This window comes from Micromonospora halotolerans (assembly GCF_032108445.1).
Taxonomy (GTDB): domain Bacteria; phylum Actinomycetota; class Actinomycetes; order Mycobacteriales; family Micromonosporaceae; genus Micromonospora; species Micromonospora halotolerans.
Map to the genome: position 1 here is coordinate 5,530,721 of NZ_CP134876.1, position 14,825 is coordinate 5,545,545.

The window sequence follows — 14,825 nt, forward strand, 5'->3', positions numbered from 1 at the left end:
GAGGCCGTCGCATGAGCGGCTGGCAGCTGTCCGGCTACACGCCGGTCCGTCGGCTCGGCGCCGGTGCGTCGGGCAGCGTCGTGCTCGCCACCCACGACGCCACCGGCACCCCGGTCGCCATCAAGTACCTGGTCCGCGACATCGGCGCGGACTCCTCCTTCCGGACCGCGTTCCGGACGGAGGCGCGGCTCCTCGGCGAGATCGACGAACGGCATGTCAGCCGCCTCTACGAGTACGTCGAGTCCCCGCACGGCGCGGCCATCGTGATGGAGCTGGTCAACGGGGTCTCGCTGCGCCAGATGCTGCGGGCGCACGGCCCCACCACCCCCGAGGCGGCGCTGTGCGTGTTGAAGGGCTCGCTCACCGGCCTCGCCGCCGCGCACGCCCGCGGCGTGGTGCACCGGGACTACAAGCCGGAGAACGTGCTGGTCACCGGGGAAGGGCTGAGCAAGCTGGCCGACTTCGGCATCGCCATGCCGGTCGGCCAGGGCTCGGACACCACCGTCTCGGGCACCCCCCGCTACATGGCTCCCGAGCAGTGGACGGGCGCGCCGGCCAGCCCGGCGTGCGACATCTACGCGGCCACCGCCACCTTCTTCGAGTGCCTCACCGGCCGGCCCCCGTACGAGGGGCCGGACCTGTTCGCCCTGCGCGAGCAGCACGCCTCCGCGCCGATCCCGACCGACCCGGCCCCCGCGCCCGTGCACGAGCTGCTCTGGCACGGCATGGCCAAGCGTCCCGACGAGCGGCCCCAGCCCGCCCAGGTGTTCCTGGAGATCCTCGACCGGGTGGCCGGCGCCGGATACGGCGGGGAGTGGGAGGAGCGCGGGCTGCGCGAGCTGGCCCGCCGGGCCGCCCTGCTCGCCGCGCTCTGGCCGTTCCCCGACGGCGCGGGCGGCGCCACCAGCCTGGCCAGCACCACGCTCGGCGCGACGGCGGGACGCGGCGGCCGGTTCCGCCGGGGCCGCGCGCGGACCGCGCTGGCGGGTGTCGGCCTGGTCGCCGCCCTGCTGGCCGGCGGGGCCGGCTACAGCTACGCCGCCCACGACGACCCGGTCACCGCCGACGGCCCGACCGGCCCGGCCGTCGCCGGTGCCACGACCACCGACCCGGGCGGCGGCACCCCGACCGACCCGCCGGCACCGTCCGCGAGCGCCACCCCGTCCGCGTCGGCCACCCCGCCGGCGACGCCGAGCGCCAGCCCGAGCGGCTCCCGGTCCGCGACCCCCACCCGCCCACCGGTACGCACCAGCGCGCCCGCCCCGAGCCCGTCGACCAGCACCTCGCCGCCGCCACCCGACGTCACCGCTCCGGCCGTCGGCGGCGTCGCCGCCGATCCCGGGCAGCTCGAACCGGACGGCTGCCGGTACGGGTACAAGACCAGCACGGTCACGGCCACCGTCACCGACGACCGCAGCGGCCCGGCCGCCCTCAAGGTCACCTTCCGCTACACCCTGAGAGGCGCCACCGGCACGGGGTCGATGGCCTCGGCCGGGCGCGGCGTGTTCCGGGGCACCCTCGGCCCGCTGCCGGCGCCGAAGCAGAGCACCCGCATCCCGATCCAGGTCACCGCCGTCGACGGCGCCGGCAACGCGTCCACCTCGGCGTCCCCGGTGTACGTGACGCTCTACAACTACTGCACCCCCGGCTAGGAGTGGTGACCGTGCCCGCTGCCCAGACCCGCGCCGTGACCCGGGGACGGCCGTCGTGACCCGCCCCGAGGAGCCGACCGAGGCGCTGCCCACCCGGGCGCTGCCCACCGATCCCGGCGCGACCGTCGACCTGGGCCGCGGCGGCGCCGTGGATCCGGCCGACGCCACCGTTCACCTCGGCCCGGCGGACCGGACGGTGCACCTCGGCGCGGCGGAGCAGATCGCGCCGTTCGGCGTTCCGACCGTCGGCCCGCCGGGCGACCCGACCGTGCACTTCGGAGCGATGCCGGACCGGACCGCACAGTTTGGCGCCCCGGGCGCCGCCGAGCCGACCCTGCACTTCGGAGCGACGCCGGACCGGACCGGGCGGTTCGGCGCCCCGGGTGCCGCCGAGCCGACCGGGCACCACACCGCGTGGCCCCGGCAGCACCCGACCGGGCCGGCCACGGCGGCCGGTGGCGGGTCGACCGCCGGGGCGTACCGGGAGGCGACGGTGGACGCGCGGGCGGCGGGCGGGGCGCCGGCGCCCGGCGGGGAGCTGCGCTTCGGGCCTGGTGTCCCGGCCACCCCGCCGCCGGCCCCGGCCTGGCCGGCGATGCCTCCGGCGCGGCCGTCCCGCCCGGTCTGGCGCCGGGTCGTCTCGGTGCTGTCCACCCTGCTCACCGCGGCGCTGCTGGTGGTGGTCGGGCTCTACCTGTGGCAGCGGCTGCGCCCGCTGGAGGTCGAGGCAGTCACCGTGGCGGTGCCCCGGCCGCCCGGCGTGGCCTGCGACGTCACCGTCGACGTGGTGGCGACCGTACGGACCAACGGGCGCGGCGGCGTGATCCGCTACCAGTGGTTCCGCTCGGACGCCCCGCCGGGCGGCCTGCTCACCGAGCGGGTCGGCCGCGGCCAGCGGACCGCCACCCTCACTCTCCGGTGGACGATCAGCGGAGCCGGCGCGACCGTCGAGAGCGCCACCGTCAACATCGTCGAACCGTCGCCCCTGCAAGCCAGCACACAGATCCGCTACCGCTGCCCCGGGGGCTGACCGCGTTTCCCCGACGGCTGGTCAGGGTAGCTCGAGGCGAACCGACCCTGACTGTGTGCGTGGAGGCCCTTCGATGAGAGACAACTTCGGGGACGCGGTGGGCGACGCGTTCCGCTCGGTGATGCTGTTCCTGCCCAAGGCGGTCGCCTTCATCGCCATCCTGATCGTGGGCTGGCTGGTGGCGAAGGCCGTGCTGAAGATCGTGGACAAGGTCCTGGAGCGGGTCCACTTCGACCGGGCCGTCGAGCGCGGCGGCATCAAGACCGCCCTCGCGCGCTCGAAGTACGACGCCAGCGACATCGTCGCCAAGCTGGCCTACTACGCGGTGCTGCTGGTCACCCTCCAGCTCGCCTTCGGCATCTGGGGGCCGAACCCGATCTCCGACCTGATCGCCGGCGTCGTCGCCTGGCTGCCCCGGGCGTTCGTCGCCATCGTCATCGTGGTGGTGGCCGCGGCCATCGCCCGGGCGGTGAAGGACATCATCTCCAGCGCCCTCGGGGGTCTCTCCTACGGCCGGGTGCTCGCCAACATCGCCTCGGTGTTCATCCTCGGCCTCGGCGTCATCGCCGCGCTCAACCAGATCGGCGTCGCCACCACGGTGACCACCCCGGTGCTGATCGCCGTGCTCGCCACCGTGGGCGGCATCCTGGTCGTCGGGGTGGGCGGCGGTCTGGTCCGCCCGATGCAGAGCCGCTGGGAGACCTGGCTGGCCCGGGCCGAGGAGGAGTCGCGGACCATCGCCACCCACGCCCGGGCGTACCAGGCCGGGCGGCGGGACGTCGAGGCACGGTTCGGCGGGACGCCCGGCCCGTACGCCGAGGCCGAGCTGACCCGGCCGGTGGCCGGCGAGAGCGAGGCGGACCGGACCCAGCCGGTCGCCCCGTACGGGGCTGCGGAGCCGACCCAGCCGGTCGCCCCGCACGGCGCGGCGGAGCCGACCCAGCCGGTGCCGGCGTACGCCGACCCGGACCGCACCCAGCCGACCACCCCGCGGCAGCCGACGGCCGAGCAGGCCGCGGACAACGAGGCCACGATGGTCATCCCGCAGGCGGACGTGGACCGGTCCCGCCGCTGACCGACCGACCTCCGACCGGGGTGGGGCCCTTCCGGGTCCCACCCCGGTCCGTGTGCGTGGGGCGGCGCGGGGGCCGGGCGCCCGGTTACGATCGGCACGTGCACTGGCGACATTGATGCCCTGCCGAGGGTCGAGCCCGCGGGCCACCGCGGACACCGCACATCCGGTGTCCGTCACGTCCCCGTGGGAAGGTCCCCATGCTCGCCGTCTCCGCGCGCGTGCCCGCCGAGCGCCGGCTCGCCGTCACGCTCTACGCCTACGCGTTCCTCACCGACCTGGTCCTGCTCTACCCGGTCTACACGCTGCTCTTCGCCGACACCGGGCTGTCGGTCGGGCAGATCTCCTCGCTCTTCGTCCTCTGGTCGGCCGCCGGCATCCTGCTGGAGGTGCCCTCGGGCGCCTGGGCCGACGCGGTCTCGCGGCGGCTGCTGCTGTGCCTCGCCCCGCTGCTGACCGCCGCCGGCTTCGCTCTCTGGGTGCTCGTCCCGTCCTACCCGGCGTTCGCCGCCGGCTTCCTGCTCTGGGGCGCGGGCGGCGCACTGCGCTCCGGCGCCCTGGAGGCGCTGGTCTGGACCGAGCTGGACCGGCTCGGCGCCGCCGGCCGGTACGCCCGGCTGGCCGGCCGGGCGAGGACCGCCGAGCTGCTCGGGGTGGTCGGCGCCATGGGGCTGGCCGCGCCGGTGCTGGCCCTCGGCGGCTACCCGGCCGTGGGTGCCGCGAGCGTGGCGGCGTGCCTGGCCGCCGCGGCGGTCGCCACCCGGTTCCCCGAGCACCGGGCGCCGGGAGCGGTGCGTCACCGCCAGCCCGGCACGCAGCAGGCCGCCGGCGACCGGCCCGGCACGGGCCAGGCCGGCACGGACCAGCCCGGCTTGCAGCAGCCCGGCGGCGACCGGCCCGGCACGGGCCAGGCCGGCGGCGACCGGCGCGACGCGGACGAGCCCGGCTGGCTGGGCAGCCTTCGCGGCGGGCTGGCCGAGGCCCGCGCCGACCGGTCGGTGCGGGCGGCGCTGCTGCTGGTGCCGGCGGTCGCCGCCGTGTGGGGCGGCCTGGACGAGTACACGCCGCTGCTGGCCCGCGACACCGGGGTCTCGGCGGCCACCGTGCCGCTGCTGCTCCTGCTGGTCTGGGCCGGCACCACCGTGGGCGGGCTGCTGGCGCCGGTGGGGGAGCGGCTGACCGACCGGGGCTTCGCCGCGCTGCTGGCCGGCGCCGCGCTGGCCCTGGCCGCGGGCGCCCTGCTCCGTCACCCGGCCGGGTTCGTCCTGGTGGGCGTCGCGTTCGCGGCGTTCCAGCTCGCCACCGTGCTGGCCGACGTCCGGCTGCAGGCCCGGATCAGCGGGCCCGACCGGGCGACGGTCACCTCGGTGGCGGGGATGGCCACCGACGTGACGATCATCGCGGTCTACGCCGGGTACGGCCTCGTGGCGGGCGCCGCCGGCCACGCGGTGGCGTTCGCGGTGGCCGTGCTGCCCTACCTGCTGCTGGCCGGCCGCCTGGCCAGCCGCGGTCCCGCCCGCCAAATCCGGGCGAATAGGTCGTTGCCCGAAAATACCGGTGTTTCCTGATTACGGTATGGGCGGAAGTGGCCGGCGCCGGTCGTCCCCGGGCGGCCTGGCGATCGGCGTGGGCTGGTCGGGACGGAGGCGACGCGGCGTGACGATGGAAGCAGAGCGCACCCTGCGCGACGAGGAGCTGGCCGGGCTGGCCGACCTCGCCGCCCAGCTCCGGATCGACTCGATCCGGTGCAGCACCCGGGCCGGCTCGGGCCACCCCACGTCGAGCCTGTCCGCGGCCGACCTGCTCGCGGTGCTGATCTCCCGCCACCTGCGCTACGACTGGTCCTACCCGGGCAACCGGGCCAACGACCACCTGATCTTCTCCAAGGGCCACGCCTCGCCGCTGCTGTACGCGGTCTTCCGGGCGACCGGCGCGATCAGCGAGCAGGAGCTGCTGGAGTGCTACCGCCAGTCCGGCTCCCGCCTCCAGGGTCACCCCACCCCGGCCCTGCCCTGGGTGGACGTCGCGACCGGCTCGCTCGGCCAGGGGCTGCCGGTCGGCGTCGGCGTCGCCCTGGCCGGGCGGTACCTGGACAAGCTGCCGTTCCACGTCTGGGTGCTCTGCGGCGACAGCGAGACGGCCGAGGGCTCCATCTGGGAGGCCCTGGACAAGGCCGGCCACTTCGGGCTGCGCAACCTCACCGCGATCGTGGACGTGAACCGGTTCGGCCAGCGCGGGCCGACCGAGCTGGAGTGGGACCTGGACACCTACCGCCGGCGCGTCGAGGCGTTCGGCTGCCGTCCCATCGTGGTCGACGGGCACGACCTGGCCGCGATCGACGAGGCGTTCGGGCAGGCCCGGGAGGCGACCGGCCCGACGGTGGTGCTGGCCCGGACCGTCAAGGGCAAGGGCGTGCCGGAGATCGAGAACCGGCCGGACTGGCACGGCAAGGCCCTCGAAGCGGACCAGGCCGAGCGGGCCGTCCAGGCCCTCGGCGGGGTGCGGCAGATCCGGGTCGCCGGACCGCGGCCCGCCGCCGCGCCGCCGGCCCCCGCCGCCGCCGGGCCGCCACCGGAGCTGCCCCGGTACGAGAAGGGGACGAAGGTGGCCACCCGCAACGCGTACGGGGACGCGCTGCGCGCGCTGGGCGTCCGGCCGGACGTGGTGGTCCTCGACGGCGAGGTCAGCGACTCGACCCGGGCGGACAAGTTCGCCGAGGCGTACCCGGACCGCTTCTTCGAGATGTTCATCGCCGAGCAGCAGCTGGTCGCGGCCGCGGTGGGCCTGCGGGTCCGTGGTTACCGGCCGTTCGCGGCCACCTTCGCCGCGTTCCTGTCCCGCGCCTACGACTTCATCCGGATGGCCGGCATCTCGCGGGCCGACATCGCCCTCGCCGGCTCGCACGCGGGGGTGGAGATCGGCCCGGACGGTCCCTCCCAGATGGGGCTGGAGGACCTCGCCGCCCTGCGCGCCGTGCACGGGTCGACGGTGCTCTACCCGAGCGACGCCGTCTCCTGCGCGGCCCTGGTCGCCGCCATGGCCGACCGGGAGGGCGTCAGCTACCTGCGCACGACCCGCGGCAAGTACCCGGTGCTCTACGACAACGGGGAGGACTTCCCGGTCGGCGGCAGCAAGGTGCTGCGCGACGGGACCGACGTGGCGCTCATCGGCGCCGGGGTGACCGTGCACAACTGCCTGGCGGCCGCCGACGAGCTGGCCCGCGAGGGCATCGACGCCCGGGTGATCGACCTCTACTCGGTGAAGCCGGTCGACCGGCAGCGGCTGCTCGACGCCGTGCGGGACACCGGCGGCCGGTTGGTGGTGGTCGAGGACCACTACCCGCAGGGCGGGCTGGGTTCCGCCGTGCTGGAGGAGCTGGCCGACCTGGCCGAGCCGGTGCGGGTCAGCCACCTGGCCGTACGCGGGCTGCCCGGCTCCGGAACCCCGGCCCAGCAGATGGACCGGGCGGGCATCGGCGCCTTCGCCATCGTCGGCGCGGCGCGCGCCCTGGCCTGACGGCTCCCCGGCGCGTGAACCGGCCGCGCCGGCCTCCGGCTCACCGTCGCAGCCGGATCTCGGCCGGATCGCGGTCGCTGCGCAGGCCCTTCCAGGAGGGGTGGCGCAGTCGGCCGTCGGGTGTCCACGACCGGAAGGTGACGTCACCGACCAGCACGGGGTCGACCCAGATGGCGTGCCGGGCGTGCTCGCGCGGCACCGGGGCGGCGAAGGGCGGGTCCGGCCGGGTCAGCGGCTCCAGGCGGCCGGCCAGGTCGCGCAGCACGGCCTGGGTGAAGCCGGTCCCCACCTGCCCGATGTAGTGCAGCCGGTCGTGCTCGTCGTACCCGCCGAGCAGCAGGGATCCGATGGCGCCGGACCGCCGGCCGGAGCCCGGCTTCCAGCCGCCCACGATCACCTCGACAGTCTCGTTGAGCGGCACCTTGACCCACGCCGCGCCCCGCCGGCCCGGCTCGTACGGCGACCGGAGCTGCTTGGCGACCACCCCTTCCAGTCCGAGGTCGGCCGCCGCCGTGGCCAGGTCCCGGCCGGCCTCGCCGGTCCAGTAGGGCGGCGTCTCGACGGTCTCGCCGCTGAGCCCCAGCCCCTCCAGCGCGGCGCGCCGCTCGGTGTACGGCAGAACGGTGGTGTCCCGACCGTCGAGGTGCAGCAGGTCGAACAGGTAGTACCGGACCGGGGTCGAGGCGACCAGCGCGGCGGCCGGCGCCCGGACGTGCATCCGTCGCTGGAGCGCGGAGAAGCTGGGCCGGCCGCCGGCGTCGAGCGCCACGATCTCGCCGTCGAGCACCGCCCGCCGGCCGGCCAGGAGGTCGGCGAGCTCGCCCAGCTCCGGGTACGCCCGGGTGACGTCCCGGTCGTTGCGGCTGAGCAGCCGCAGCCCACGGTTGACGTACGCGACCGCCCGCACGCCGTCCCACTTGAACTCGTAGGCCCAGCCGGGCCCGGTGGGCAGCGCGCCGAGCCCGGCGAGCATCGGCGGCACGAGCGTCGGCATCCTGGCGGCCACGTCCCGATCCTGGCCGTCGCGGCCCGGCGCGACGCCGGTTTCCCGGCTTTCGCCTGAACGGCGGTCGTTTGTGGTGGTCGCCTGCGGGTAGCCACGCGGTCTCCGGGACGGAAGGACCGACGATGGCGGAGCTGGAGTTCGTGGCGAAGGTGGCCGCTCGGGCGGGCCTCCCGGCCGACACCGCGCGATCCCTGACCGAGGCCACCCTGCGCACCCTCGCCGAGCGGATCAGCGGCGGCGAGGCGGCGGACCTGGCCGACCACGTGGCGCACGAGCTGCGACCGCTGCTGGCCCGGGCCCGTCCCGAGGAGCCGGAGGCCTTCGGGTACGACGAGTTCCTGCGCCGGGTGGCCGACCGTGCCGGCACGGCGCCGGATCTGGCCGAGCGCGGCGCGCGGGCCGTGCTGCAGACCCTGCACCGGGTGGTCGGGCACGTCGAGTTCGAGCAGGCCCTGGCCGAGCTGCCGCGGGAGATCGGGGCGCTGGCCCAGCCGGTGCCCCGCACGCCCTGACCGGGTCAGTGCGGGACGAAACACGCGCCGGTGGCTCCACCGGGGGCGGCCGGCCGGCCACTACCGTGGGCTGATGGCCGCCCTGAGCTTCGACCGCCACCGCGCCGAGATCGTCGCCCAGAGCGACCTGCTCCGTACCCACCTCGACCGCGCCGACCTCACCACGCCCGTCGCCTCCTGCCCGGGCTGGAACGTCGGCCAGCTGGCCCGGCACCTCGGCGGCGGTCAACGCTGGGCGGCCGAGGTGGTGCGCACGCGTGCCGAGCGGCCGCCGTCGGACACCCACTTCCGCGACCTGTCCCCGTACGCCGACGAGGAGCCGGCGGTGGTCGGCCCCTGGCTGGTGGAGGGCGCCGCCGCGCTGGCCGACGCGCTCGGTGCGGCGGGGCCCGACGTGGCCACCTGGACGCCGCTGGCGGTGCCGGCCGCGGGGGTGTTCTGGGCGCGGCGGTTCGCCAACGAGACGCTGCTGCACCGCGCCGACGCCGCCCTCGCGCTGGGCGTGGACTTCGCCGTCGACCCGGCGGTGGCGGTCGACGCGCTGGACGAGTGGCTGGAGCTGGGCTCCCTGCCGCAGATGCTGGACTTCTACCCGCACCGGCGCGACCTGCTCGGCCCCGGGCGCACCCTGCACCTGCACGCCACCGACGTGCCCGCCGAGCTGGGCGCCGAGTGGCTGGTGGACCTCACGGGGGACACCCTCGCGTGGCGGCGGGCGCACGAGAAGGCGACCGTGGCGGTCCGCGGCCCGGTGACCGAGCTGCTGCTGATGGTCTACCGGCGGCGACCGGTCGACCCGGCGGTGGTCGAGGTCCTCGGCGACGGGAAGCTGCTGGACCTCTGGCTGGATCGGGTCGCGTTCGGCTGAGCGTCGGGCGGGTGTCAGCTCAGCCGACGGGTTCGGTGGTCTGCTCCCACAGCGACTTCATCTCGTCGAACGCCTGCTCCATGATCTGCACCATGGCCCGGCGGGCCGCGTCGCCGTCGCGGCGCTGCAGCGCCGAGGCCACGTCGGCGTGCAGCTGCAACGCCTGCTGGTCCGGGTGGTGCGGCATGAGGTGGTAGTGGTGCCGGCCGGTGAGCACCTCGGCGACCAGTTCCCGGAGCTTGCCGAACATCTCGTTGCCGGAGGCGGCGAGGATCCGCCGGTGGAACTCGATGTCCAGGCGCAGGAAGCGGTCCTCGTCCCCGGCCTGCCCGGCGGCCCACATCTTCGCCGCGATCCCGACCAGGTCGCTGGCGTCGTCGGGGGAGATCCGGACGGCGGCCAGCCAGGCGGCGTGCGGCTCGACCGCGGTCCGCAGCTCGGTGATCGAGCGGAGCTGGGCCATCCGGCCGGCGGAGGCGAGCCGCCAGCGGATCACCTGCGGGTCGAAGACGTTCCACGCCTCGGCGGGACGGATCAGGACGCCGACCCGGCGGCGCGTCTCGATGAGGCCCATCGACGCGAGCACCCGGAGGACCTCGCGGATCACCGACCGGGAGACCGCGTACCGCTCGACGAGTTCGTCGATGTTGAGCACGGAGCCGGCGGCCAGCTCGCCGCCGCAGACGGCCGTGCCGAGTTCGTCGAGCACGCGGGCGTGCAGCCCGGTCTCGCCCCCGGAGGAGGAGTGATCCACGCGTCGGAGCATATCAGTTGGTGATCAACCCTTGAATAAGTCAGCTTATTCGACCTAGCATCCCGTGGTTAAGCGGACGTTACAGCGTTGTGGCGCTCTTCCCCCGGGGCGGCGACCACGAGAAAAGGAGAGATGACGTGCGACGTCGATCGATATTCGGTACGTCTCTGGCCGTGGTTGCCGCCATGGGTCTGGCCGCCTGTGGCGGCGGTGGCGACGACAGCGGCGCGTCCAAGACGGTGCGCGTGACCCTGGCGAACCACGTCTGGACGGAGAACATCAAGGCGGCCCTGCCCGAGTTCGAGAAGCAGACCGGGCTCAAGGTCGAGATCACCCAGCTCGGCGAGGACCAGCTCTCCGACCAGTACAACGTCAAGCTCAACGCCGGCTCGTCCGACCTCGACGTGATGATGTACCGCCCCCTCCAGGAGGGGAAGCTCTTCGCCAAGAACAAGTACCTGGCCGACCTGTCCGACCAGGTCAAGTCCAACAAGGACTGGGACTACTCCGACTTCCAGCCCAGCCCGGTCGAGGCCACCACGTACGAGGACAAGCCGGTGGGCGTGCCGATCATCACCGAGCAGGAGGTCCTGTACTACCGCAAGGACCTGCTCGCCAAGGCCGGCCTGAGCGCCCCGCCGAAGACCCTCGACGAGCTGAAGGCCGCCGCCGCGAAGATCAAGGCCAGCGTTCCGGGCACCGCGGGCTTCGTGGCCCGGACCGGCAAGTCGCCGGCGGTCACCCAGTTCTCCAGCTTCCTCTACAGCTTCGGCGGTGACTTCGTCGACGGCAGCGGCAAGGCGACGGTCAACAGCGACGCCGCCAAGCAGGCGTACGCCTTCTACGGCGGCCTGATCAAGGACTCGGGCCCGGCCAACGTCAGCACCGACATGAGCTGGCCCGAGGCGATGGCCATCTTCACCCAGGGCAAGGCCGCCTTCTACACCGAGGCCAACTCGCTCTACAAGAACGCCACCGACCCGGCCAAGTCCAAGGTGTCCGACACCGTCGGCTTCGCGCCGTTCCCGGCCGGCCCGGCCGGCTCCAAGCCGTACAACATCCCCTCCTGGGCGCTGGGCGTGAACGACGCCTCGAAGAACAAGAGCAACGCCTGGAAGTTCATCGAGTGGGCCACCGGCAAGGAGCAGACCCTCGCTCAGCAGAAGGCCGGCGTGCCGGGCGCGCGCACCTCGGTCTGGGCCAACCCGGAGGGCACCGCGAACTACCCGAAGGACCTGGTCGAGGCCATCGCCGCGAGCACCAAGGACGGCGTCGCCCACGACCGGCCCGTGGTCGTGAAGGTGGGCCAGGCCCGCGAGCTCGTCGGTCAGCCGATCGTCGACGCGATCACCGGCAAGGACGCGGCGGCCGCCGCCGACACCGCCAACGAGGCCTTCCAGAAGTTCCTGGACGACGAGGCCAAGTAGCACGCGCGCGGGTGGTGGGGCGGCCCGCCCCGCCACCCGCGTACCCCTGTCGGTCCGCCCACCCCGGAGATCTCATGGCAACCGTCACCACCACCCGCCGCGCGCCCGGCGGCGCCGGCGTCATGCCGGACACGCCCGGCTGGGCGCGTTGGGCCAACGACCACCGCAAGTGGCTCTTCGCCGCGCCGGCGATGATCTTCGTCGCCGCGCTGATCGTGATTCCGTTGGGCTGGACCGCCTGGCTCAGCCTCACCGACGCCGAGGGGTCCGTCCGCGCCGAGAGCGAGTTCGTGGGCTTCCAGAACTACCTCGACGTGCTGTCGGACACCGACCGGTTCTGGCCGGCCGTCGGCCGGACCGCCGCCTTCACCGTCGTCGCGCTGCTGTTCGAGGTGGTGCTCGGGATGGCCGTGGCGCTCCTGCTCTGGCGGCCCTTCAAGGGCCAGAAGTGGGTCCGGGTCGCCATCCTCATGCCGCTGGTCGCCACCCCGGTCGCGGTCGGCATGATGTGGCGGCTCATCTTCGACCCGAACATCGGCCTGGCCAACCAGGTGCTCGGCTGGTTCGGCATCGGCCCGCAGCCGTGGCTCGCCGGCCAGCACTCCGCGCTGCCCACCACCATCTTCATCGACGTGTGGCAGTGGACGCCGATGGTGGTGCTGATCCTGCTCGCCGGTCTGACCTCGCTCTCCGACGAACCGCAGGAGGCGGCCCGGATCGACGGCGCCAGCACCTGGCAGCGGTTCCGGCACGTCACCCTGCCGCTGCTGATGCCCACGGTGATCGTCGCGATCCTGCTGCGCGGCATCGACGCGCTGAAGACCTTCGACATCCTCTACGCCACCAAGGGCCGCGGCGGCGGCTCCTTCCACGAGGTGGAGACCCTCAACGTGTACGCCTACGGGCTGAGCTTCGACTACAACGAGTACGGCGTCTCCTCCACCGTCCTCATCCTCTTCTTCCTGATCATCATCGGGGCGATGTGGGCCCTGACCGCGCGGCGCAAGGGGGCCAGGCGATGAAGGCCAGTCCGTCGTACCGGGTGTTCCGGGTGGTGGCCCTCGTCGTCGTGGTGCTGGCGCTGGTCACGCCGCTGTTCTGGATGATCGCCGCGTCGTTCAAGACCAACGTGGACATCTACGACACCGGCAAGGCGCTGGTCTTCTCGCCCACCCTGGACAACTACGCGACCGTGCTCAAGCAGTCGCACTACGTCCAGTTCATCGGCAACAGCCTGTGGGTGGCGTTCGCCGCCACCGTGCTGTCGCTGCTGCTCGGCGTGCCGGCCGCGTACTCGATGAGCCGGTTCAACATGCGGAAGTCGGCCCTCGTGGTGCTGATGGCCCGGGTCATCCCCGGCGTCTCGCTGCTGGTGCCCTGGTACTACGTCTTCTCGAACCTGCAGCTGGTCGGCGGCTTCACCGTGCTGATCCTCAGCCACATGTTCGTCTCGCTGCCGTTGATCGTCTACATCATGATGGGCTTCTTCGACGGCCTGCCGCAGGAACTGGAGGAGGCGGCGCTGGTCGACGGGCTCACCCACATCGGCGCGTTCCGCCGGGTCACCCTGCCGCTGTCCGTGCCGGGCATCGCCACGGCCGGCATCCTGTCCTTCATCTTCTCCTGGAACAACTTCATGTTCGCCCTGGTCCTCTCCGGCGCGGACACCAAGACCCTGCCCGTGGCGATCTTCGACTTCGTCGGCTACGCCAGCATCGACTGGGGCGGCCTCATGGCCGCGGCCACCGTGGTCACCCTGCCGATCATGGTGATCGCCCTGTTCGTGCAGAAGTACGTGGTCTCCGGCCTGACCGCCGGCGCGACGAAGGGCTGAGCACCGTGACCACCATCGCGCGCGTCGAGACCTTCCTGGTGGCGCCCCGCTGGCTCTTCGTCCGGGTGGAGACCGACTCCGGGATCGTCGGCTGGGGCGAGGCCACCTGCGAGGGCCGCTCGGAGACCGTCCGCGCCGCGGTCGAGCAGCTCGCCGAACTGCTGGTCGGCCGCGACGCCCTGCGCATCGAGGACCACTGGCAGGTGCTGACGAAGGGGTCGTTCTACCGGGGCGGGCCGATCCTGGCCAGCGCCGTGGCCGGCCTCGACCAGGCGCTCTGGGACATCGCCGGCAAGCACTGGGGCGCGCCCGTGCACCAGCTGCTCGGCGGCCCGGTCCGGGACCGGATCCGGGTGTACGGCTGGGTCGGCGGCGACGAGCCCGGCGAGGTCCGTGACCAGATCGGCGCCGCCCTCGACACCGGACTGACCGCGGTCAAGATGAACGCCTCCGGCCGGATGAGCGCCGTGGCCTCGGTGGCCGAGATCGACGCCGTGGTCCAGCGGGTGGCCGCCGCCCGCGAGGTGCTCGGCGACCACCGGGACGTCGCGGTCGACTTCCACGGCCGGTTCAGCCTGGCCAGCGCCCGCCGGGTCGCCCCGCTGCTGGAGCCCTACCGGCCGTTCTTCCTCGAGGAGCCGGTGGTACCGGAGAACTCGCACCTCATCGGGGAGTTCGTCCGCTCCACCACTACGCCGGTGTCCACCGGGGAGCGGCTCTACAGCCGGCAGGAGTTCCTGCCCGTCCTCCAGGCCGGCATCGCGGTCGCCCAGCCGGACCTCTCGCACGCCGGCGGCATCACCGAGGTCCGCAAGATCGCCGCGCTGGCCGAGGTGTACGACGTGCAGCTCGCCCCGCACTGCCCGCTCGGCCCGATCGCCCTCGCGGCCTGCCTCCAGGTCGGCTTCGCCACGCCGAACTACCTGATCCAGGAGCAGAGCATCGGCATCCACTACAACCTCGGCGCCGAGGTGCTCGACTACTGCCTCGACAAGACGCCACTGACCTTCGTGGACGGGTACGTCGAGCGGCTCACCGCGCCCGGTCTGGGTATCGAGATCGACGAGGCGGCGGTGCGCGCCGCCGACAAGCGCGGCCACGCCTGGCGCAGCCCCCTGTGGCGGCACCGGGACGGCTCCTACGCGGAATGGTGA

At 73.9% G+C, this 14,825-nt stretch carries 13 protein-coding genes; 11 read left to right on the plus strand and 2 right to left on the minus strand.

Annotated features, from left to right (window positions below):
• Nucleotides 1–11 precede the first annotated feature (11 nt).
• From RMN56_RS26005 to RMN56_RS26025, 5 genes are all read left to right on the plus strand, one after another.
• Nucleotides 12–1,652: a serine/threonine-protein kinase gene (locus tag RMN56_RS26005; protein ID WP_313720233.1), complete on the plus strand. Its 1,641-nt coding sequence runs from the start codon at nt 12–14 to the stop codon at nt 1,650–1,652.
• A 55-nt stretch (nt 1,653–1,707) separates the two neighbouring features.
• Nucleotides 1,708–2,682 carry a hypothetical protein gene (locus RMN56_RS26010; protein ID WP_313720234.1) on the plus strand — a complete coding sequence of 325 codons (975 nt, stop codon included), beginning with the start codon at nt 1,708–1,710 and terminating at the stop codon, nt 2,680–2,682.
• Nucleotides 2,683–2,755: 73 nt separating this feature from the next.
• Nucleotides 2,756–3,757, plus strand: coding sequence for a mechanosensitive ion channel family protein (locus RMN56_RS26015; protein ID WP_313720235.1), 1,002 nt, complete (start codon nt 2,756–2,758; stop codon nt 3,755–3,757).
• Between the two features lie 197 nt (nt 3,758–3,954).
• Entirely contained in the window at nt 3,955–5,322 is a 1,368-nt protein-coding gene (locus tag RMN56_RS26020; protein ID WP_376787229.1) for an MFS transporter, read from the plus strand.
• Nucleotides 5,323–5,416: 94 nt separating this feature from the next.
• Nucleotides 5,417–7,270, plus strand: a complete 1,854-nt coding sequence (locus RMN56_RS26025; protein ID WP_313724862.1) for a transketolase — start codon at nt 5,417–5,419, stop codon at nt 7,268–7,270.
• A gap of 40 nt (nt 7,271–7,310) precedes the next feature.
• On the opposite strand, the gene ligD is transcribed toward RMN56_RS26025, so the two are convergent.
• Entirely contained in the window at nt 7,311–8,264 is a 954-nt protein-coding gene (gene ligD / locus RMN56_RS26030) for a non-homologous end-joining DNA ligase (RefSeq protein WP_313724863.1), read from the minus strand.
• Nucleotides 8,265–8,398: 134 nt separating this feature from the next.
• On the opposite strand from ligD, the gene RMN56_RS26035 reads away from it, so the two are divergent.
• Both RMN56_RS26035 and RMN56_RS26040 read left to right on the plus strand, forming a co-directional pair.
• The gene (locus RMN56_RS26035; protein WP_313720237.1) at nt 8,399–8,788 is read left to right on the plus strand and encodes a DUF2267 domain-containing protein; all 390 of its coding nucleotides are present in this window, start codon (nt 8,399–8,401) and stop codon (nt 8,786–8,788) included.
• Between the two features lie 73 nt (nt 8,789–8,861).
• Complete coding sequence (locus RMN56_RS26040) at nt 8,862–9,656, plus strand: maleylpyruvate isomerase family mycothiol-dependent enzyme (RefSeq protein ID WP_313720238.1); 795 nt, start codon at nt 8,862–8,864, stop codon at nt 9,654–9,656.
• Between the two features lie 19 nt (nt 9,657–9,675).
• Here the strand turns inward: RMN56_RS26040 and RMN56_RS26045 are convergent, their stop codons facing one another.
• Complete coding sequence (locus RMN56_RS26045; protein ID WP_313720239.1) at nt 9,676–10,410, minus strand: FadR/GntR family transcriptional regulator; 735 nt, start codon at nt 10,408–10,410, stop codon at nt 9,676–9,678.
• A gap of 185 nt (nt 10,411–10,595) precedes the next feature.
• Between RMN56_RS26045 and RMN56_RS26050 the strand changes: the two genes are divergently transcribed.
• The 4 genes from RMN56_RS26050 (at nt 10,596) to dgoD (ending at nt 14,825) form a co-directional block, all read left to right on the plus strand.
• Complete coding sequence (locus RMN56_RS26050; protein WP_313720240.1) at nt 10,596–11,837, plus strand: ABC transporter substrate-binding protein; 1,242 nt, start codon at nt 10,596–10,598, stop codon at nt 11,835–11,837.
• Nucleotides 11,838–11,911: 74 nt separating this feature from the next.
• Complete coding sequence (locus RMN56_RS26055) at nt 11,912–12,859, plus strand: carbohydrate ABC transporter permease (protein WP_313720242.1); 948 nt, start codon at nt 11,912–11,914, stop codon at nt 12,857–12,859.
• Nucleotides 12,856–13,671, plus strand: coding sequence for a carbohydrate ABC transporter permease (locus RMN56_RS26060; RefSeq protein ID WP_313720244.1), 816 nt, complete (start codon nt 12,856–12,858; stop codon nt 13,669–13,671). The genes RMN56_RS26055 and RMN56_RS26060 overlap by 4 nt, the downstream gene beginning before the upstream one ends.
• Nucleotides 13,672–13,676: 5 nt before the next feature.
• Nucleotides 13,677–14,825 (plus strand): galactonate dehydratase, encoded by a 1,149-nt coding sequence (gene dgoD, locus RMN56_RS26065; protein ID WP_313720246.1) that lies wholly within the window; start codon nt 13,677–13,679, stop codon nt 14,823–14,825.

Coding starts and splice junctions, on each gene's coding strand:
- RMN56_RS26005 (WP_313720233.1), top strand. CDS start 12: ATGAGCGGCTGGCAGCTGTCCGGCTACACGCCGGTCCGTCGGCTCGGC.
- RMN56_RS26015 (WP_313720235.1), top strand. CDS start 2,756: ATGAGAGACAACTTCGGGGACGCGGTGGGCGACGCGTTCCGCTCGGTG.
- RMN56_RS26020 (WP_376787229.1), top strand. CDS start 3,955: ATGCTCGCCGTCTCCGCGCGCGTGCCCGCCGAGCGCCGGCTCGCCGTC.
- RMN56_RS26025 (WP_313724862.1), top strand. CDS start 5,417: ATGGAAGCAGAGCGCACCCTGCGCGACGAGGAGCTGGCCGGGCTGGCC.
- ligD (WP_313724863.1), bottom strand. CDS start 8,264: ATGCCGACGCTCGTGCCGCCGATGCTCGCCGGGCTCGGCGCGCTGCCC.
- RMN56_RS26035 (WP_313720237.1), top strand. CDS start 8,399: ATGGCGGAGCTGGAGTTCGTGGCGAAGGTGGCCGCTCGGGCGGGCCTC.
- RMN56_RS26040 (WP_313720238.1), top strand. CDS start 8,862: ATGGCCGCCCTGAGCTTCGACCGCCACCGCGCCGAGATCGTCGCCCAG.
- RMN56_RS26050 (WP_313720240.1), top strand. CDS start 10,596: ATGGGTCTGGCCGCCTGTGGCGGCGGTGGCGACGACAGCGGCGCGTCC.
- RMN56_RS26055 (WP_313720242.1), top strand. CDS start 11,912: ATGGCAACCGTCACCACCACCCGCCGCGCGCCCGGCGGCGCCGGCGTC.
- RMN56_RS26060 (WP_313720244.1), top strand. CDS start 12,856: ATGAAGGCCAGTCCGTCGTACCGGGTGTTCCGGGTGGTGGCCCTCGTC.